Origin of the sequence: Acidovorax facilis, from assembly GCF_050626955.1 — a bacterium.
In the GTDB taxonomy this organism is placed as follows: domain Bacteria; phylum Pseudomonadota; class Gammaproteobacteria; order Burkholderiales; family Burkholderiaceae_C; genus Acidovorax; species Acidovorax facilis.
Map to the genome: position 1 here is coordinate 1,354,318 of NZ_CP192460.1, position 17,946 is coordinate 1,372,263.

Annotated in this window: 15 protein-coding genes; 8 read left to right on the forward strand and 7 right to left on the reverse strand. The window is 63.0% G+C overall.

Annotated elements, in window-relative coordinates:
- Window positions 1–27 precede the first annotated feature (27 nt).
- Window positions 28–2,910 (forward strand): bifunctional diguanylate cyclase/phosphodiesterase, encoded by a 2,883-nt coding sequence (locus ACQ4MJ_RS06170; protein WP_431149540.1) that lies wholly within the window; start codon window positions 28–30, stop codon window positions 2,908–2,910.
- Between the two features lie 204 nt (window positions 2,911–3,114).
- On the opposite strand, the gene ACQ4MJ_RS06175 is transcribed toward ACQ4MJ_RS06170, so the two are convergent.
- The 3 genes from ACQ4MJ_RS06175 to ACQ4MJ_RS06185 all read right to left on the reverse strand — a co-directional run bounded on the left by ACQ4MJ_RS06175 (window position 3,115) and on the right by ACQ4MJ_RS06185 (window position 6,011).
- Complete coding sequence (locus ACQ4MJ_RS06175; RefSeq protein WP_055402569.1) at window positions 3,115–3,873, reverse strand: 3-hydroxyacyl-CoA dehydrogenase; 759 nt, start codon at window positions 3,871–3,873, stop codon at window positions 3,115–3,117.
- A 115-nt stretch (window positions 3,874–3,988) separates the two neighbouring features.
- On the reverse strand, window positions 3,989–5,041 hold the full coding sequence (locus tag ACQ4MJ_RS06180) for an extracellular solute-binding protein (RefSeq protein WP_055402566.1): 1,053 nt from the start codon (window positions 5,039–5,041) through the stop codon (window positions 3,989–3,991).
- A gap of 421 nt (window positions 5,042–5,462) precedes the next feature.
- On the reverse strand, window positions 5,463–6,011 hold the full coding sequence (locus ACQ4MJ_RS06185; RefSeq protein ID WP_055402564.1) for a phasin family protein: 549 nt from the start codon (window positions 6,009–6,011) through the stop codon (window positions 5,463–5,465).
- A 199-nt stretch (window positions 6,012–6,210) separates the two neighbouring features.
- Here ACQ4MJ_RS06185 and ACQ4MJ_RS06190 point away from each other — a divergent pair, with 199 nt between their 5' ends.
- From ACQ4MJ_RS06190 to ACQ4MJ_RS06220, 7 genes are all read left to right on the forward strand, one after another.
- On the forward strand, window positions 6,211–7,152 hold the full coding sequence (locus ACQ4MJ_RS06190) for a histone deacetylase family protein (protein ID WP_121420426.1): 942 nt from the start codon (window positions 6,211–6,213) through the stop codon (window positions 7,150–7,152).
- On the forward strand, window positions 7,149–7,634 hold the full coding sequence (locus ACQ4MJ_RS06195) for an acyl-CoA thioesterase (RefSeq protein WP_121420425.1): 486 nt from the start codon (window positions 7,149–7,151) through the stop codon (window positions 7,632–7,634). Before ACQ4MJ_RS06190 ends, ACQ4MJ_RS06195 begins: the two co-directional genes overlap by 4 nt.
- A 230-nt stretch (window positions 7,635–7,864) precedes the next feature.
- The gene (pncB, locus tag ACQ4MJ_RS06200; protein WP_431149539.1) at window positions 7,865–9,085 is read left to right on the forward strand and encodes a nicotinate phosphoribosyltransferase; all 1,221 of its coding nucleotides are present in this window, start codon (window positions 7,865–7,867) and stop codon (window positions 9,083–9,085) included.
- Window positions 9,086–9,200: 115 nt separating this feature from the next.
- A complete protein-coding gene (locus tag ACQ4MJ_RS06205; RefSeq protein WP_431149538.1) occupies window positions 9,201–10,613 on the forward strand; it encodes a sodium:proton antiporter in 1,413 nt (470 codons plus the stop codon).
- 169 nt (window positions 10,614–10,782) lie between these two features.
- Window positions 10,783–11,775, forward strand: a complete 993-nt coding sequence (locus tag ACQ4MJ_RS06210; RefSeq protein ID WP_431149536.1) for a 2-hydroxyacid dehydrogenase — start codon at window positions 10,783–10,785, stop codon at window positions 11,773–11,775.
- 81 nt (window positions 11,776–11,856) lie between these two features.
- Entirely contained in the window at window positions 11,857–13,383 is a 1,527-nt protein-coding gene (gene rmuC / locus ACQ4MJ_RS06215) for a DNA recombination protein RmuC (RefSeq protein WP_431149535.1), read from the forward strand.
- A complete protein-coding gene (locus tag ACQ4MJ_RS06220; RefSeq protein ID WP_431149534.1) occupies window positions 13,380–14,576 on the forward strand; it encodes an MFS transporter in 1,197 nt (398 codons plus the stop codon). Before rmuC ends, ACQ4MJ_RS06220 begins: the two co-directional genes overlap by 4 nt.
- Before the next feature lie 39 nt (window positions 14,577–14,615).
- Here the strand turns inward: ACQ4MJ_RS06220 and ACQ4MJ_RS06225 are convergent, their stop codons facing one another.
- The 4 genes from ACQ4MJ_RS06225 to ACQ4MJ_RS06240 all read right to left on the reverse strand — a co-directional run bounded on the left by ACQ4MJ_RS06225 (window position 14,616) and on the right by ACQ4MJ_RS06240 (window position 17,934).
- Window positions 14,616–15,479 carry a TIGR00730 family Rossman fold protein gene (locus ACQ4MJ_RS06225; protein ID WP_431149533.1) on the reverse strand — a complete coding sequence of 288 codons (864 nt, stop codon included), beginning with the start codon at window positions 15,477–15,479 and terminating at the stop codon, window positions 14,616–14,618.
- Between the two features lie 121 nt (window positions 15,480–15,600).
- Window positions 15,601–15,987, reverse strand: coding sequence for a fluoride efflux transporter CrcB (gene crcB / locus ACQ4MJ_RS06230; protein ID WP_431149532.1), 387 nt, complete (start codon window positions 15,985–15,987; stop codon window positions 15,601–15,603).
- A gap of 112 nt (window positions 15,988–16,099) precedes the next feature.
- A complete protein-coding gene (locus ACQ4MJ_RS06235; RefSeq protein ID WP_121420421.1) occupies window positions 16,100–17,404 on the reverse strand; it encodes a TRAP transporter large permease in 1,305 nt (434 codons plus the stop codon).
- A gap of 20 nt (window positions 17,405–17,424) precedes the next feature.
- Complete coding sequence (locus tag ACQ4MJ_RS06240; protein ID WP_121420420.1) at window positions 17,425–17,934, reverse strand: TRAP transporter small permease; 510 nt, start codon at window positions 17,932–17,934, stop codon at window positions 17,425–17,427.
- Window positions 17,935–17,946: the final 12 nt, after the last annotated feature.

A 17,946-nucleotide genomic window follows, 5' to 3' on the forward strand; every position in this document is an offset into this window, starting at 1 on the left:
GGGGCACATCAAAGAGACAAGGCGCCCATGACTCTCTCTCGGTGGCAGATCCATTCCCAACATACCGCCAGCTTCAGAAGTGTGGCTCCTGTGTTGTGGCTGCTGACCGGGGCTGCAGTTGCCGCCTGGGCATATTTCTCGATGGCGACTCCCGAACGAGTGCGGCATTTCCTGGTACTTCACCAGGGGCTGGAAACGCTCTCTATTGTGGTGTCGGCACTGGTCTTTGCGGTGGGCTGGAAGGCGCACAGCATCAATCCTCAGCGGAACGTGTTCATCCTCGCCTGCGGGTTTTTGGGTGTGGCCCTGCTGGATTTTTCGCACATGCTGTCGTATGCCGGCATGCCCGATTACGTCACGGCCAATTCGGTGGCCAAGGGCATCAATTTCTGGCTGCCTGCACGTTACCTGGTGGCTGTAAGCCTGCTGTGGGCGCTAGGGCTGCACTGGCATGCGCCTGGGGATTCGGCATCTGCGGGGCCGGGGCGATTTGCCGTGCTGGCGCTGGTCCTGGGCGTTGTCGGAGCGGTTCACGTGCTGGTTTTCTGGTACCCGCACTGGTATCCCGAAACCTACGGATCAACAGGCCTTACCCCGTTCAAGATTGCGGCTGAATATGGCGTGATTGCCTTGTATGCCGCGTCGCTGGCTCTCTTGTTGCGTCTGGCGAGAGAGCGTACATCGTTTGATGTGGCTCGCCTCTTCGCTGCGGTCTGGGTGATGGCCCTGAGCGAGTTCTTTTTCACTTTCTACGTTACCGCCACGGACCCTTTCAACCTGCTGGGCCATGTCTACAAGGTGGTGGGTTACTACTATCTGTACCGGGCCATTTTTGTGGGCACTATTGAGGCGCCATACCGCGCATTGAAGCAGTCCGACAAGGCCTTGCGTGCGGTGCTGGACGCAGTTCCCGATCTCATGTTCGAGGTGACGCGCGGTGGTCGTTATGTCGAGATCCATACGCGCCAGCCCGAGTTGCAGCTGTTGCCGGCCGAACAGGTTCTGGGTCGCACCATTCACGACATTCTTCCACCGCAGGCTGCTGCGGTGACACAGCGTGCCATTGACGCGGCTGCCGAGCACGGGGTTGCCCGTGATTTCCAGTACACACTCGATCTGCCAGATGGCAAGCACTGGTTCGAACTCTCCGTGGCCCGCAAAGTGATGGATGAGGCGTCAGAGGCGCATTTTGTGGTGTTGTCCCGTGACATCACGCAGCGGGTGCAGACGCTCGATACTTTGCGCAAACTGCGCCATGCCGTAGAACAGGCTCCCAATTCGATCTTCATCGCTGGAGCCGACGGCAACATTGAATATGTGAATCCGGCTTTTTCCGTCACCACCGGATACAGCCTTGCCGAAGTTGTCGGGCGCAACCCGCGTCTGCTCAGCGCGGGGGGAACCCCGCTGTCTGTTTATGCCGACCTTTGGGCGCATCTGTCATCGGGGCGTGCCTGGCGCGGCGAGTTTCTCAACCGCCGCAAGGACGGTCGTGAGTACTATGAGTCGGCCATCATTTCGCCGCTGCACGATGAGCAAGGGCGGATCACGCACTACCTGGCCGTGCAAGAAGATGTGACCGAACGCAAGCGCGATGAAGAGCGTATCCGCAAGCTGGTCAACTTTGATGCGCTGACGGGCTTGCCCAACCGTACGATGTTTGCGTCGCGGTTCAGCCAGGCGCTCGCGCTGACCCAGCGCAGCGGACAGCATCTTGCATTGCTTTACCTGGATCTGGACCATTTCAAGAATGTCAATGACTCCCTGGGCCACCAGGTGGGCGATGAGTTGCTGGTGGAGATCGCACACCGGCTGCAGTTGGTGCTGCGCGAGGAGGATACCGTGTCGCGCCCTGGGGGAGACGAGTTCATCATCGTGCTGCCATTGGCGGATGCGCAGCATGCAGCCCATGTGGCCGAGAGCCTGCAGTCGGAGGTGCGCCGGGTCTGCAGGTTGGGCCACCATGAGCTGGTGGTGACGTCGTCCATCGGCATTGCTTTGTATCCAGAGGATGGCCGTGAGTTTGAAACCCTGGCACAGAGTGCTGATGCGGCGATGTTCCGTGCCAAGGAGACGGGACGTGACACCTACCGGTTTTTCTCTGCCGATATGCAAGCCCACTCATTGAGGGTGTTGCAGATAGAAAACGCGTTGCGCAGTGCGGTAGTGCAAAACCAGTTGGCGTTGCACTACCAGCCCCAGATCCGTTTGCGCGACCGCAGGCTCACTGGGGTCGAGGCACTGCTGCGCTGGACCCATCCGGAACTCGGTTTGATCAGCCCCGCAGAGTTCATCCCCGTGGCGGAAAGCAGTGGGCAGATTCTGGGCATTGGGGAATGGGTATTGCGCACGGCATTGGCACAGGCACGCGCGTGGTGCGAAGCGGGCCATACCGGGTTCACGGTGGCGGTCAATCTGTCGATGGTTCAGTTTCGCCATCCCGGTTTGGTCGAGATGGTGCAGCAGGCACTGGCTGACAGCGGGGTGTCGCCTCAGATGTTGGAGCTGGAGCTGACCGAGAGCATTGCCATGGACGCCCCCGAAAAGGTGATCGCCATTGTCCAGCAGCTGTTCGACCTGGGGGTGCAGCTGTCCATTGACGACTTTGGCACAGGCTACTCGTCGTTCAGCTACATCCAGCGCCTGCGGGTTCACAAGCTCAAGATTGACCAGTCCTTCGTGCGCCATCTTGGCGAAGACGGCAGCGCCCAACACATCGTGCGCGCCATCATCGGCTTGGCGCACAGCCTCGACCTGGAGTCCATCGCCGAAGGGGTCGAGACGGCCACGCAGTGTGAAGCTTTGCTATCTTTGGGTTGCAATACCGGCCAGGGGTATTACTTCAGTCGGCCGGTTCCGGCGGCGCAACTGGATGCCTGGATGACAGAGCGTCGCGTCACCCTGGTTTGAGAGCCTGCTTACGACCGTGCGAAACCGTGAACAGGCTGCTGATGACAGCCGTCTACCTTCCTGGCAATGACAACCTCCTCCTCAGGAGGTGCGAAAGGTAGAATTTTGAAGAAAATGGCCTGTAGCGCTTTATATGAAAGCATTGTTTGCTATATATTTAATAGCAAATAAGGTGTGACGCTGTCGGCGCCACAGGCCATTGTTTCAGCGTGGTGCCAAGCGGATGGCTCCGTCGAGGCGAATCACTTCGCCATTGAGCATGTCGTTCTCAAAGATGTGCTGCACCAGCTTGGCATAGTCCTGCGGCGTGCCCAGGCGGCTGGGGAAGGGCACACCAGCGGCCAGCGCGTCCTGAACTTCTTGCGGCATGCCAAACAGCATCGGTGTGCCGAAGATGCCGGGGGCAATTGTCATATTGCGGATGCCGTTGCGCGCCAGGTCGCGGGCGATCGGCAGTGTCATGCCGACCACGCCGCCCTTGGATGCGGCATAGGCTGCCTGGCCAATTTGGCCGTCATAGGCCGCGACGCTGGCCGTCGAGATCAGCGCACCGCGCTCGCCGGTGGATTCGGGTTCGTTCTTGCTCATGGCTTCGGCGGCCAGGCGGATCATATTGAAGCTGCCGATCAGGTTGACCGTGATGGTCTTGCTGAACAGCGCGAGGGCATGGGCGCCGTTCTTGCCCACTGTTTTTTCTGCGGGGGCAATGCCAGCGCAGTTGACCAGGCCCATGAGCTTGCCCAGCGAAACCGCCTTGGCCACTACCGCCTGGCCATCGGCCTCGTTGCTCACATCACATTTCACAAAGGCGCCGCCGATCTCCTTGGCCACGGCTTCGCCTTTTTCGGCCTGCATGTCGGCAATGACCACGGTGCCGCCCTGGGCCGCCAGCATGCGTGCCGTACCTTCACCCAGGCCCGATGCGCCGCCGGTGACGATGAATACCTTGCCCTTGATGTCCATGTGCTGTCTCCTGTAAGTGACGTTAACGTAAACGTCAATTATGGCGCATCGAGGCCGACTTTCTGCAGGCGAAAAAAAGCCCGGCCAGGCCGGGCTTGTCAGGAGCCGGGCGGGCTTACTGGAAGCCGACGCGGTCCAGCATCTGCTGCACCTTCGTGGTGTTGGCACCCACTGCGCTGATAGGAATGGTCTCGCTCTTGAAAGGCTGTCCACCCGTCATGGCCTTGAGGGCAGGGTTGTCCAGGGTCACACCCTTTGCGGCAGGCCACTCGTTGTTGCCATTGGCAAAGTAGTTCTGTGCTTCCGGGCTGGCCAGGTATTCCAGAAACTTGACCGCGTTGGCCTGGTTCTTGGAGTGCTTGGCCACAGCGCCGCCCGCGATGTTCAGGTGGGTGCCCCAGGATTCCTGGTTGGGGAACACCACGCCCACCTTGTTCACCACAGCCACATCTTCAGGCTTGGTAGAACGCATCATGCGGGCCAGGTAGTAGCTATTGGTCACGGCGATATCGCATTCGCCAGCAGCCACTGCCTTGATCTGGTCCGTGTCGCCACCTTTGGGAGGGCGCGCCAGGTTGGCCACTAGGCCCTTAAGCCAGGCCTCGGCCTTCTGCTCGCCCATGTGCTCTGTCACAGCGCCAAAAAGGCTCAGGTTGTAGGGGTGCGAGCCGGAGCGGATGCACAGCTTGCCCTTGTTTTTGGGGTCGCCCAGCTCTTCGTAGGTATCGATGTCCGCCTTTTGCATCTTGACCTTGTTGTAGACGATCACGCGGGCGCGGGTGGAAAGACCGAACCAGGCGATGCCGCCGTCAGCGGCTGGCTTGCTGCGCAGGTTGGCGGGGATGGCGTCGTTCAGCACCTTGGACTGGATGGGCTGGAAGAGACCGTCCACTTCGCCCTTGTAAAGACGTGCGGCGTCCACCAGCAGGATCACATCCGCGGGCGAGGCAGCGCCCTCGGCCTTCAGGCGCGCCAGGATGCCGGCGTCGTCGGCATCCACGCGGTTGATCTTGATGCCAGTGGCCTTGGTGAAGCCGCTGTACAGCGCTTCGTCGGTGGAGTAGTGGCGGGCCGAGTAGAGGTTGACGACTTGTTCCTGGGCATGGACAACGCCTGCAGCGGCGGCCAGGGCACAAGCACTCAGCAAGGCTTTCACAGTCTTCGACATGGATGCATCTTTCGGGGTTGTAACTCCGCTAATGATAAAGCAAACACGAATTATTCTTAATAAACGCCCGAGAGAGATCGGGATTTGGTGCAAGCGTCTGATGCAGCGCAAAGCCGAGTCTGCACGTCGGGAAGGACGGGGCGGGAATTTCCGACAAGGCCCGCCACAACGAGGGCCCGTCGCCCAACGAACCGGCCGCTGAAGCCGCGCAGAGCCAGTTCCAGTGCGCTGCGGGAAGGTCCAGGCAAAAAAAAGCCCGGTCATGAACCGGGCTTTAAAAGGATCCCTGAAACGGGGGTTTCGAGAGGATCCAAGGAGACAACTGGTGCACTGCGGAGGGTGTCCGCAGCGCTTGGTTGAATTATCAGGGTATTCCCTGAATGCGGCCTAGAGGTTGCACTCCAGACCGCAGGTACTGGACTTAGCGCTTGCGGGGAGCCGCAGTCTTGGCGGCGTTGGCAGCGGTATTGGCCACGGCGTTGAAGTTGGCTTCGGCTACATCAGACGCTTGCTTGACGGCCTTTTGAACGGATTCAAAAGCGTTGTTGGCAGCAGAGACGGCGCTCTTCATCACGGCCACAGCGGTTTCGGAGCCGGCAGGTGCGTTCTTGGCGGCGCTGTCGACCAGGTTGGTGAAGCTCTTCTGAGCATCAGCAGCTTGCGATTCAAAAGCCTTGCCGAATTCGGCGCCGGTGCCCGAAGCGATGTCATACAGGTGACGGCTGTAGGCGGCGGTCTTTTCAGCCAGGGGCTGGAACAGGCCGGCTTGCAGGGCCAGCAGTTCTTGTGCGTCCTTCACGCCCAGGACAGCCTGGGTGTGGGTAGCGGCTTCCGACAAAGCGGCGCGCGAAGCGGTCACGTTCAGTTCAACCAGCTTTTCCACGCCTTCGAAGGCCTTGGTGGTCAGACCAAACAGGGTTTCGATGTTGGCTTTGTGCGAGGCCAGGATTTGTTCAGCGGTCAGCGTCATGTCATATCTCCTAAAAATGAGGGCCTTGAAGGCCAGGTGGTTCACAGACATCTGCGCTGGCCCTGACTCGGTAAGTCATGTTGCAGTGCAGCATGGGTTGAATTTTAGGGGCTTCGTTCGCGATTGCAAGGGTTTTTTGTTGCGGTGCAGCAAATTAGGGACGGCCACCCAGAAATCCGCCCTTCGCCACAATCGCGTCATGCACGCCTATTACGCAGACCATTTTGTGCTGCCCTTGCCCGAAGGCCATCGGTTTCCCATGGCCAAGTACAGACTGCTGCGCGACCGGATTGCCCAACACCTGCCGGGTGTGTCGCTCCAGGTGGCCTTGCCCGCATCCGACCGCGAATTGGCGCTGGCCCATGCGCCCGACTACATCGATGCGATTGCCGACGGCACGCTGCCGCCCCTGGCCCAGCGCGAGATTGGGTTTCCCTGGAGCGAGGCCATGGCCGAGCGCGCGCGGCGCTCTGTGGGCGCTACCGTGGCTGCAAGCCGCGTGGCGCTGCACGAAGGGGTGGCGGGCAACCTTGCGGGGGGCACGCACCATGCCTATGCCGACAAGGGCAGCGGGTTTTGTGTGTTCAACGACGTGGCGGTGGCCGCCCGGTTGATGCAGGTGGAATGGGCGCGGGGAGGCGGCGGGCGCACCGCCCGGCCGCTTCAGGTGGCGGTGATCGACCTGGATGTGCACCAGGGCAACGGCACGGCGCACATCTTCCGGGGAGACCACAGCGTGTTCACGCTGTCGCTGCACGGGGCTCGCAACTTTCCGTTCCGCAAGGAGCCCAGCGACCTCGATGTCGAGCTGCCCGATGGCTGCACGGACCCTGACTATCTACAGGCCCTGGAGCAGGCGCTCGATACCCTGGAGCAGCGGTTTGCGCCCCAGCTCATCTTCTATCTGGCAGGTGCCGACCCCCATGAAGGTGACCGCCTGGGGCGGCTGGCGGTGACGCACGACGGGCTGGAGGCGCGCGACCGGCGTGTGTTCGACTGGGCGTGGCAGCGGCGCATCCCCCTGGTTTTTGCCATGGCCGGAGGTTACGGCCGCAACCTGGACGACACGGTGTTGGCCCAGCTCAACACCTGGCGCGTGGCCTGGCAGTACCACCAGCGCTGGCAGAATGTGCGGCCATGACTTCTGCCGCCAGCACCACCCCTGCCGCTGCGTCCGCACCGGCCGCCCGCCCGTCCCCGCAGCCGCGCAGCGCCTACCAGGCCTTTCGCTCCATCACCACACGCTGGGCCGACAACGACGTGTATGGCCATGTGAACAACGTCGTGTATTACAGCTGGTTTGACACTGCGGTCAATGCCCACCTGATCGACCAGGGCGTGCTCGATATCCATGCGGGCGGCACCATTGGCCTAGTGATCGAAACCCAGTGCAACTACTTTGCCCCGCTGGCGTTTCCGCAGACGGTGGAGGCGGGCATCCGCGTGGCACGGCTGGGCGGCTCCAGCGTCAGGTATGAGGTGGGCCTGTTTGCCCAAGGCGAGCCACTGACCGCTGCCGCGGGCCATTTCATCCATGTGTATGTGGACCGTGAAACCCGCCGACCGGTGCCCGTGCCCGAGGCGCTGCGCACCGTGCTGCAAGCTCTGGTGGTGCCCGGCTGACCGCGTGCAAACTGGCTGGTATGGTTTTGATAGCGCGTAACGCAACACAGATAGGCGCTGGCGCACCACAGGGCACTCAACCAGGCCAGGCGCTGTGCGGCGGCTGAAACCTGGCTGACGCCGCTGGCCTTGCGCGGTGCCAGGGCTCCCGATGGCCTACACTTTGTGGCTTCGTTGCCCGGTCTGAGGCCTTGGGAACGTGTTCGCGATTTCTGAGGCTTGCCCTGTCCATGATCATCACCAGCCTGCTCGACACCGACCTGTACAAGTTCACCATGATGCAGGTCGTGCTGCACCAGTTTCCGGGGGCGCAGGTCGAATACAAATTCAAGTGCCGCAACCCCGGCGTGCAGCTGGCGCCGTTTGCCAACGAAATCCGCGACGAGATCCGGTCGCTGTGTTGCCTGCAGTTCCAGGATGCCGAACTGGCCTACCTGCGATCCCTGCGTTTCATCAAGAGCGACTTTGTGGATTTTCTCGGGCTGTTCAAGCTCAACGAGAAATACATCACCGTCATGCCCCAGCACAACGGCGAGATCGAAATATCCATCCGGGGGCCGTGGCTGCACACCATCCTGTTCGAGATCCCGGTGTTGGCCATCGTCAATGAGGTCTACTTTCGCAACACGCAGAAAGTGCCCGACTTCCTGGAAGGCCGCCGCCGCCTGGATGCCAAGATTGCGCTGCTGCAGGGTGACGGCCTGTCGGATCTCAAGATTGCCGACTACGGCACGCGCCGGCGTTTTAGCCGCGCCTGGCACGAAGAAGTGCTGCGTGTGCTGGTGGCCCGCCTGGGCACGGGCGACCGCCGTCCCGGCGCCCCCGCAGGGCCCGGCCAGTTTGCGGGCACGAGCAACGTGCTCTATGCCATGAAGCTGGGCGTGACGCCGTTGGGCACCATGGCGCATGAATATCTGCAGGCCTGCCAGGCGCTGGGCCCGCGCCTGCGCGACAGCCAGGTCTTTGGCTTTGAAATGTGGGCCAAGGAGTACCGGGGGGACCTGGGCATTGCGCTGTCGGACGTCTACGGTATGAGCGCCTTCCTGCGCGACTTTGACCTTTACTTTTGCAAGCTGTTTGACGGCGCGCGGCATGACAGCGGCGATCCGTTCGCCTGGGGCGAGCGCCTTTTGGACCACTACCGCAAGAACCGCGTGGACCCGCTGACCAAGACGCTGATCTTCAGCGATGCGCTCACGGTGCCGCGCACCATCGAGCTGTACCAGCAGTTCCGGGGCCGCTGCCAGCTGGCGTTTGGAATTGGCACCAATCTCACCAATGACCTGGGCAGCCCGCCAGCGCACGAGCCGCTGCAGGTGGTCATCAAGATGACGCGTTGCAACGACCAGCCTGTGGCCAAGCTGTCGGACACGCCGGGCAAGGGCATGTGTGATGACGAGAAATACCTCGCCTACCTGCGGCAGGTGTTTGATATCCCTGCGACAGCGTAGCCGCGCTGGCGCTCGGAAGCGCCCAGAGGTTCCGTGAAGTGCCGCGATGTGCTGTGAAGTACGTCAAACCGCCGTGAGGCGACCCGATTTTTATAACTGGATGGAGACACAACCCATGAAACTCTCGCGCGGGCTGGCAGTGGCCGGTCTTTTGGCGGCACTGCCCGGCTGGGCCCTGGCCGCCGACATCGATGGCAGCACGCTGTCCGTCCTCTGGGGCGTTCCATTCGCGGGCATTCTGCTGTCGATTGCCCTCATGCCGCTCCTGGCGCCGATCTTCTGGCACCACCACTTTGGCAAGGTGGCGGCAGCTTGGGGGCTGGCGTTTCTGGTGCCGTTTGCCATCACATTCGGCCCCGGCATGGCGGGCGTGAGCCTGGTGCATGCGCTGGTGGCGGAGTACATCCCGTTTGTGATCCTGCTGACTGCGCTGTTCACGGTGGCGGGCGGGATTTTCATTCGCGGCAACCTGCATGGCAGCCCGGGGCTCAACACCACCATCCTGGCCATTGGCGCCGTGCTGGCCAGCTTCATGGGCACGACCGGGGCGTCCATGCTGCTGATCCGCCCCCTGATCCGCGCCAACGACAACCGCAAGCATGTGGCGCATGTGGTGGTGTTCTTCATCTTCATCGTGTCCAACGCCGGGGGCTCGCTCACGCCGCTGGGCGATCCGCCGCTGTTCCTGGGCTTCCTGAAGGGCGTGGATTTCTTCTGGACGGTGAGCCACATCTTCCAGGAAACGCTTTTCCTCGTGGGGGCGCTGCTGGTCATCTTCTTTGTGCTCGATTCCTGGTACTACCGCCGCAGCGAAGAGGTGGTCACGGCCGACCCCACACCCGACAGCCGGGCCATCGGCTTTGATGGCAAGGTCAACTTTGCCCTGCTGGGCGTGGTGGTGGCGCTGGTGCTGGTCAGCGGCTTCTGGAAGTCGTCGGTGGTGTTCAACATCGCGGGCACCGACGTTGGCCTGCCTGGCATCGTGCGCGACGTCGGTTTGGTCATCGTCACCTTTGTATCCCTGTGGCTCACGCCCAAGAAGGTGCATGAAGACAACCAGTTCGGCTGGGGGCCGATGCAAGAGGTGGCCAAGCTGTTTGCGGGCATCTTTCTCACCATCATCCCGGTTATCGCCATGCTCAAGGCGGGCGTCAACGGTCCGTTTGGCGCCGTTGTGTCGGCCGTGACCCGCGCAGATGGTTCGCCCGACCCGGCCATGTATTTTTGGGCCACGGGTGCCCTGAGCTCGTTCCTGGACAACGCCCCCACCTACCTCGTGTTTTTCAACACTGCCGGTGGCGACCCTGCCGTGCTGATGACCACCCTGGCGCCCACACTGGCTGCCATCTCGGCAGGGGCCGTGTTCATGGGGGCCAACACCTACATCGGCAACGCACCCAACCTCATGGTCAAGGCCATCGCCGAAGACCGGGGCGTGAAGATGCCCAGCTTCTTTGGCTACATGCTGTGGTCGGGGGGCATCCTGGTGCCGCTGTTTGTCGTCATGACTTTCATCTGGTTTAGGTAGTGACCATCCCCTTGAGCGGCGCGCCGCTTCCCCCTTCTCTCATCGCTGCGCGATGGGAAGGGGGACGCCACCAGTGCGGCGGGGCTACCCTTGCACGGTGGCCGCTGGTGCGGGCCGCGCCAGTTACAAGGTACGGCAGCCGTATCGATACATTGGAGACTGAAGATTCATGAGCAAACCCCGCATCCTGGTCGCCCGAGCTATCTTCCCCGACATCGTGGACCGCCTGCGCGCGCACTTCGACGTGGAGGACAACCCCGACGACGTGATCTGGACCCCAGCCGAGTTGGCCGCGCGCTTGATGGACAAGGACGGAGTGCTGACCACCGGCAGCCAGCGCGTGGATGCCGCACTGCTGGCTGCGGCGCCGCGTCTCAAAATCTGCGCCAACATGGCCGTGGGCTACAACAACTTTGATGTGGACGCGATGACGGCGGCGGGCGTGTTGGGCACCAACACCCCCGACGTGCTGACCGAGACCACGGCCGACTTCGGCTTTGCGCTCTTGATGGCCACGGCGCGCCGCATGACCGAGAGCGAGCATTACCTGCGCGCTGGCAAGTGGACGAAGTGGAGCTACGACATGTTCGCGGGCAGCGACATCCACGGCAGCACGCTGGGCATCATCGGCATGGGTCGCATCGGGCAGGGCATTGCCAAGCGCGGCGCGCATGGCTTTGGCATGAAGGTGGTTTATCACAACCGCTCGCGCCTGTCGGCTGACCTGGAAGCCGAATGCAAGGCCACCTACGTGGGCAAGGAAGACTTGCTGCGCACGGCCGACCATGTGGTGCTGGTGGTGCCGTACAGCGCAGCCTCGCACCACACCATTGGCGCGGTCGAACTGGCGCTGATGAAGCCCACGGCCACCCTCATCAACATTGCGCGTGGCGGCATTGTGGACGACGCGGCTTTGGCCGTGGCGCTGCGCGAAGGCCGCATTGCCGCGGCGGGTCTGGATGTGTTTGAAGGCGAGCCCAGCGTGCACCCCGATCTGCTCACCGTGCCCAACGTGGTGCTCACGCCCCACATCGCCAGCGCCACGGTGCCCACGCGCCGCGCCATGGCCAACCTGGCGGCGGACAACCTGATTGCCTTTTTGGGCGGGCGTGCCCCCCTCACTCCGGTGAACCAGCCCGTGCCTGGCCTGCGGGCGCAGTAACGCCGGATCTATTAAGAGAAATTGGCCGCTAGCGCTTGATAGATAAGCGCTGGCAGCTATCGAAACCATAGTAATCCTTCCTTGACTACCGATACCCTCGTTCTGCTGGCCGCACTGGCCCTGGTGTTCATCGCGCTCGCGCTGCTGGCGCTGCGTCGCCCCCGCGTGGATTTGCCGCCCGAATGGCTGGCCCGCCTGCAGGCACTGGAGCGCACTGCTCAGGCCACCCAGCTGGCCGTGGCCAAGAACGATGGCGCGCTGGATGGCATGGGCCAGCAACTGCGCGGCTTCACCCAAACCACGCAGACCACGCTGGAGGGGCTGCGCCACGCGGTCGATGAGCGTTTGACGCAGGCGGTGGCCGAATCGCGCAACGGCCGTGCTGAGCTGTTGGCCGCCTTTGGCGTGTTCGAGGCGCGGCTGGAGCAGCGCCTCACGGCCCTGGACGCAGCCACGCGCCTCACGCTCGATTCGCTCAAGAGCGACACCCAGTCGCAGCTGGGGGTGATGTCGCAAGCGCTCAAAGACCAGCTCGAAGCCAACAGCTTTCAGATCAAGAACCAGTTTGCGGTGCTGCAAGACGCGGTGTCGCAGCAGCTCACCGGGCTGGTGCAGGGCAGCCAGCACAATGCCGAACAACTGCGCACGGCGCTCAACGAGCGCCTGGCCGCCATCCAGGCCGACAACGCCACCAAGCTCGAAGAAATGCGCCGCACGGTGGACGAAAAGCTCCACGCCACGCTGGAGCAGCGCCTGGGCGAATCCTTCAAGCTGGTGAGCGACCGGCTCGAACAAGTGCACAAGGGCCTGGGCGAGATGCAGACCTTGGCCGGCAGCGTGGGCGACTTGAAGCGTGTGATGACCAACGTGAAGTCGCGCGGTACCTGGGGCGAAATGCAGCTCGGCGCCATCATCGACAACGTGCTTACCCCCGAGCAGTTCGCGCGCAACGTCAAGACCGTGCCAGGCAGCGATGAGTTGGTGGAATTTGCCATCCGCCTGCCGGGCAAGAGCGACGAGCACCCGGTGTGGCTGCCCATCGACTCCAAGTACCCGGTGGAGCAATACCAGCGCCTGATGGATGCGCAGGACGCGGCCGACAAGGCGGCCATCTTGTCTGCGGGCAATGCGTTCGAGACCTCGATCAAGCTCGAAGCCAAGAAGATCTTCGCGAAGTACGTCTCGCCCCCACACACCACCGACTTTGCCGTGCTGTACCTGCCCACCGAAGGCCTGTTTGGCGAGGTCATGCGCCGTCCCGGCCTGGTCGAGGCCGTGCAGAACGATTGCCGCGTGATGATCACAGGCCCGGCCAATCTGGCCGCCATGCTCAACAGCCTGCAGATGGGCTTCAAGACGCTGGCGATTGAAAAACGCTCGTCAGAAGTGTGGAGCCTTCTGGGCATGGTCAAGACCGAGTTCGCCAAGTTTGGCGATGTGGTGGAGGCCACCAAAAAATCCATCGACGCCGCCGCCAAGAAGTTTGACGAGGTGGGCGTGCGCACCCGCGCCATCCAGAAGCGCCTGCGGGATGTGCAGGACCTGCCTGCGCCAGGGGCCACCACCGTGCCGTTGCCGGGGCTGGACCCCGAGGACGATCCGCTGTGAACTGGGCACTGGCCCGGCTGATTGCCGCGCAGATCTGTGTGCACGGCAGCATGGCTGGCATGCGGCTGGCCGCGCCCCTGCTCGCGCTGCGCGAGGGCTACAGCGTGGCAGCGGTGGGGTTTCTGGTGGCGCTGTTCGCGCTCACCCAGGTGTTTCTGGCCCTTCCTGCGGGCCGGTTTGCAGACCGCCACGGCCTCAAGCGCCCGATGGCTTATTCGGTGGCTGTGGCGTGCATGGGCGCTGGGCTGGCGGTGGTGTTTCCGACCTATGCGGTCTTGTGCGTTGCGGCCTTGATGACTGGCGCCGGCGCAGGGGGCGCCACCATTGCCGTGCAACGCCACGCGGGCCGCGCCGTGCATGACGCCACCGCACTCAAGCAGGTGTTCAGCTGGCTGTCGATAGGCCCGGCGGTGTCCAACTTCATCGGCCCATTTGCGGCGGGGCTGGCCATCGACCATGCGGGTACCACCCCGGGCAGCCTGGAAGGCTACCGCGCGGCCTTTGCGTTGCTGGCGTTGCTGCCCCTGGTCAGTTGGTGGTGTGTGCGCAGCACGCAGGATCTGCCCGCTGCGGCTGCAGCCTCCGCCAAAGATGGCCCGCCACAGCGTGCCTGGGATCTGCTGAACGACCCACCGTTTCGCCGCCTGCTCATCGTGAACTGGCTCATCTCGTCGTGCTGGGATGTGCATGCCTTTGCGGTGCCGCTGCTGGGGCATGAGCGCGGCTTGTCGGCGGCGGTCATTGGCACCATCTTCGGGGCGTTTGCGATTGCGGCCACTGTGATCCGCGTGCTTATGCCCTTTGTGGCCAAGCACTTGCGCGAGCGGGGCGTAATGGCCGGCGCCATGCTGGTGACGGCCGTGTTGTTTGCGGTGTACCCCATGCTGCAAAGCGCCTGGGCCATGGGGCTGTGCTCGGTGTTGCTAGGCCTGGTGCTGGGCACGGGGCAGCCCATGGTGATGAGCCTGCTGCACCAGATCACGCCCTCACATCGCCAGGGCGAAGCTCTGGGTCTGCGCCTCATGGCCATCAACGCATCCAGCGTGCTGATGCCCCTGATGTTCGGATCGGCCGGGGCGGTGATTGGCGTGAGCGGCCTGTTCTGGGGGGTGGGCGCCGCAGGCCTGGGCGGCGCCCGGCTGGCGTGGCGCATCGGGGGCGAGAAAAAACAGCCGGGGCAGGGGCCGCGCTGAGTGCCGCTTGCCGTGCGGAGCCAGTAGGCAAAGAAAGGCCTACAGCTGGTAGAACGACTTGATCAGCTCCCACGCTTCTTGCGGGTCGTCGGTGTAGTGAAAGAGCTTGAGGTCTTGGGCGGAGATCGTGCCTTCTTCCACCAGCACCTCGAAGTTGATCAGCCGCCTCCAGTAGTCGGTGCCAAACAGCACGATGGGCACGGGCTTGGCTTTCTTGGTCTGCACCAGCGTGAGCACCTCGAACAGTTCGTCCAGCGTGCCAAAACCCCCCGGGAAGGCCACCAATGCCTTGGCGCGCATCATGAAGTGCATCTTGCGCAGCGCGAAGTAGTGGAACTTGAAGGAGAGCGAGGGCGAGATGAAGCGATTGCCGCTTTGCTCGTGGGGCAGGGCGATGTTCAGGCCGACGTTCAGTGCACCGGCTTCGTGGGCACCCCGGTTGGCGGCCTCCATGATGCCGGGGCCGCCGCCCGTGCAGATGTAGATGCGGTCTGCGGGGCGCTGGTGCTCGCTGTATTCCGCCACCACCTTGGCGAACTGGCGGGCGAGGTCGTAGTAGCGGGCGTTGCGCACGGCCTGCTGGGCACGCTGCAGGCGCACCTCGTCGCCACTGGCCTCGGCCTCGGCCAACTGGGCTGAGGCCTCGTCGGGTGCCACAAACCGGGCGCTGCCGTAGACCACCACGGTGTTCTCGATGCCTTGCTCGGCCTGGCCCAGGTCGGGCTTGAGCATTTCCAGCTGAAAGCGGATGCCGCGTGTCTCGCGGCGGAACAGGAATTCCGGGTCGGCAAACGCGAGGCGATATGCGTCTGCGTGCAAGGGGTTGCCGTTGACTGCGTGGTTCTGCAGTTCCGCCCAGGCATCGGCCAGGCGGCGTTCGTTGAGTTGGGTATTGGCGTCCATAAGAGACTCTTCGTGTCGGTCTGTGGGGGAAAAGGGGTGGGGCGAATGCTGCGGCCACCGGCTTGGGCAGCGTAATGCAATGGAGGATGAGGTGTAGAGAAAAATGGGCCCTTGGGCAAGTCTACAATGCGCGGGCTGCTATGAAATATGAAGCACTTTGTATGCCAAGCGCCGTCAGGCATAGCGACCCGAACAGGTGCAGTGCTGTAGTGCCCAGGGCCATGGCGTAGCGTTGCACCATCAACATTTCAACCACCTCGGCCGAGAAGCTGGAGAACGTGGTGAGTGCGCCCAGAAAACCCGTGACCAAGGCCAGCCGCCAGACGGGATCGATCTGGGGCAGGGCGTGAAAAACAGCCACACACACGCCGATGAGATAACCGCCCATCAGGTTGGCTGCCAGGGTTCCCCAGGGAATCAAGCCGCCCGGGCTGAGCCACAGGCCCAGGCGCCAGCGCGCCAGTGCGCCCACACAGGCGCCGATGCAGATGGCCAGAACATTGAGCATGGGGGGATTGTCACAGCAAATGAAGTCCCCCTGGGTCGCTTCGCGCCTTCCCCCAAAAGAGCAAAACGGAGTGACCCTGGTCTGGACCACACCCGTTTCGTATGCCGGCGGCTCAGCGCGCCGCCATCTGCTGCGGCAGCCAAGTGACGATGCCGGGGAAGATATAGAGCAGCGCCACGGCCGCGCACATCAGCAGGAACATGGGCAGGGCCACCTTGGCGATCCAGGGCAGCTGCCGGCCCGTCATTCCTTGCAGCACGAACAGGTTGAAGCCCACGGGCGGTGTGATCTGCGCCATCTCGACCACCAGCACAATGAAGATGCCGAACCAGATGGGGTCGATGCCCGCAGCCTGCACCGTGGGCATGAGCACGCCCATGGTGAGCACCACCATGGAGATGCCGTCCAGGAAGCAGCCCAGAATGATGAAGAACACGGCCAACGCGACGAGGAGCTGCCCCTGATTCAGCCCCAGCGACGCAATCCATTCAGCCAGGTGGCGCGGCAGACCGATATAGCCCATGGACAGCGTGAGAAACGCGGCACCGGCCAGGATCAGCGCGATCATGCAGTACAGGCGCGTGGCCCCCATCAGCGATTCCTTGAATGTGCTCCAACTCATCGAGCCCTGCACGGCCGAGAGCACCAGCGAGCCCACCACACCCACGGCTGCGGCTTCGGTGGCCGTGGCAAAACCGGTGTAGATGCTGCCCAACACCGCTGCAATCAGCAGCACCACAGGGATCAGGCTGCGCGACTCGGCCAGCTTTTGCGCAAAGGTCAGGCGCACGTCGGCGGCGGGAATCTGGTCGGGGTGCCGCAGCGCCCAGACCATGATGTAGCCTGAGAACAAGGCCGCCAGCAGAATGCCCGGCAGCACGCCCGCAATGAACAGCTGCGAGATGGACACTTCGGCCGATACGCCGTAGACGATCATGATGATCGACGGCGGGATCAAGAGGCCCAGCGTGCTGGCACCGGCCAGGGTGCCCACCACCATGTGCTCAGGGTAGCCCCGGCGTGTCAGTTCGGGCAGTGTCATCTTGCCAATGGTGGCGCAGGTGGCGGCACTCGACCCCGACACGGCGGCAAAAATCGTGCAGCCCACCACGTTGGTGTGCAGCAGGCGGCCCGGCAGCGCCTGCACCCAGGGGGCCAGCCCCTTGAACATGTCTTGCGACAGCCGGGTGCGGAACAGGATTTCCCCCATCCAGATGAACAGGGGCAGGGCGGTCAAGGTCCAGCTGGAGGCGCTGCCCCAGATCGTCACCGCCATCGCATCGCCCGCTGGGCGCGACGAGAACAGTTGCATGCCGATCCAGGCGACGCCCGAGAGGGTGAGGCCGATCCACACACCGCTGCCCAGGATCAGGAACAGCGACAGGACCAGCAGGCCGGTAATGGCGAGATCACTCATGGTAGGTGGACCTGGTTGTCTTATTCATTGCGCAAGGCTTCGCCGGGATGGGCGTCGGCGCGTTTGTTCATCACCTCCAGCACCAGCTCGTCGATGAAGGCGATGGCCAGAATCACCGTGCCCACGGCCATGGCGATCTGGGGAATCCACAGGGGGGTGGCATCGCTGCCGGTGGAGATGTCGTGGAACTCGTGCGATTGCCAAGCCAGCTTGCAGCTGTACACCGCAAACAGCACGGCCAGCAGCGTGGCAATGGCCAGGGCCCAGATCTCAAAGGCTTTCTTGGCCCCGCCCTTCAAAAAGTTGAGCAGCAGCGTGACGCGGATGTGTTCGCCGCGCTTCAAGGTGTGGGCCAGCGCCAGAAAACCCGCAGCCGCCATCAGATAGCCTGCGTAGGCATCCGTGCCCGGCACGTGGAAGTGGAACTGCCGGCTGGCGATGGACAGCAGCACCATGCCCAGCAGGCCGACCATAAAAAGCGCCGCCAGGGCGGCGGCGCTGTCGTACAGAAAGTCCAGCAGACGACGCATTGCGCAGGTGCC

Excerpts from the sequence above, each read along its gene's own strand:
- ACQ4MJ_RS06170 (WP_431149540.1), top strand. The coding sequence starts at position 28 with ATGACTCTCTCTCGGTGGCAGATCCATTCCCAACATACCGCCAGCTTC.
- ACQ4MJ_RS06175 (WP_055402569.1), bottom strand. The coding sequence starts at position 3,873 with ATGGACATCAAGGGCAAGGTATTCATCGTCACCGGCGGCGCATCGGGC.
- ACQ4MJ_RS06180 (WP_055402566.1), bottom strand. The coding sequence starts at position 5,041 with ATGTCGAAGACTGTGAAAGCCTTGCTGAGTGCTTGTGCCCTGGCCGCC.
- ACQ4MJ_RS06185 (WP_055402564.1), bottom strand. The coding sequence starts at position 6,011 with ATGACGCTGACCGCTGAACAAATCCTGGCCTCGCACAAAGCCAACATC.
- ACQ4MJ_RS06190 (WP_121420426.1), top strand. The coding sequence starts at position 6,211 with ATGCACGCCTATTACGCAGACCATTTTGTGCTGCCCTTGCCCGAAGGC.
- ACQ4MJ_RS06195 (WP_121420425.1), top strand. The coding sequence starts at position 7,149 with ATGACTTCTGCCGCCAGCACCACCCCTGCCGCTGCGTCCGCACCGGCC.
- pncB (WP_431149539.1), top strand. The coding sequence starts at position 7,865 with ATGATCATCACCAGCCTGCTCGACACCGACCTGTACAAGTTCACCATG.
- ACQ4MJ_RS06205 (WP_431149538.1), top strand. The coding sequence starts at position 9,201 with ATGAAACTCTCGCGCGGGCTGGCAGTGGCCGGTCTTTTGGCGGCACTG.
- ACQ4MJ_RS06210 (WP_431149536.1), top strand. The coding sequence starts at position 10,783 with ATGAGCAAACCCCGCATCCTGGTCGCCCGAGCTATCTTCCCCGACATC.
- ACQ4MJ_RS06225 (WP_431149533.1), bottom strand. The coding sequence starts at position 15,479 with ATGGACGCCAATACCCAACTCAACGAACGCCGCCTGGCCGATGCCTGG.
- crcB (WP_431149532.1), bottom strand. The coding sequence starts at position 15,987 with ATGCTCAATGTTCTGGCCATCTGCATCGGCGCCTGTGTGGGCGCACTG.
- ACQ4MJ_RS06235 (WP_121420421.1), bottom strand. The coding sequence starts at position 17,404 with ATGAGTGATCTCGCCATTACCGGCCTGCTGGTCCTGTCGCTGTTCCTG.
- ACQ4MJ_RS06240 (WP_121420420.1), bottom strand. The coding sequence starts at position 17,934 with ATGCGTCGTCTGCTGGACTTTCTGTACGACAGCGCCGCCGCCCTGGCG.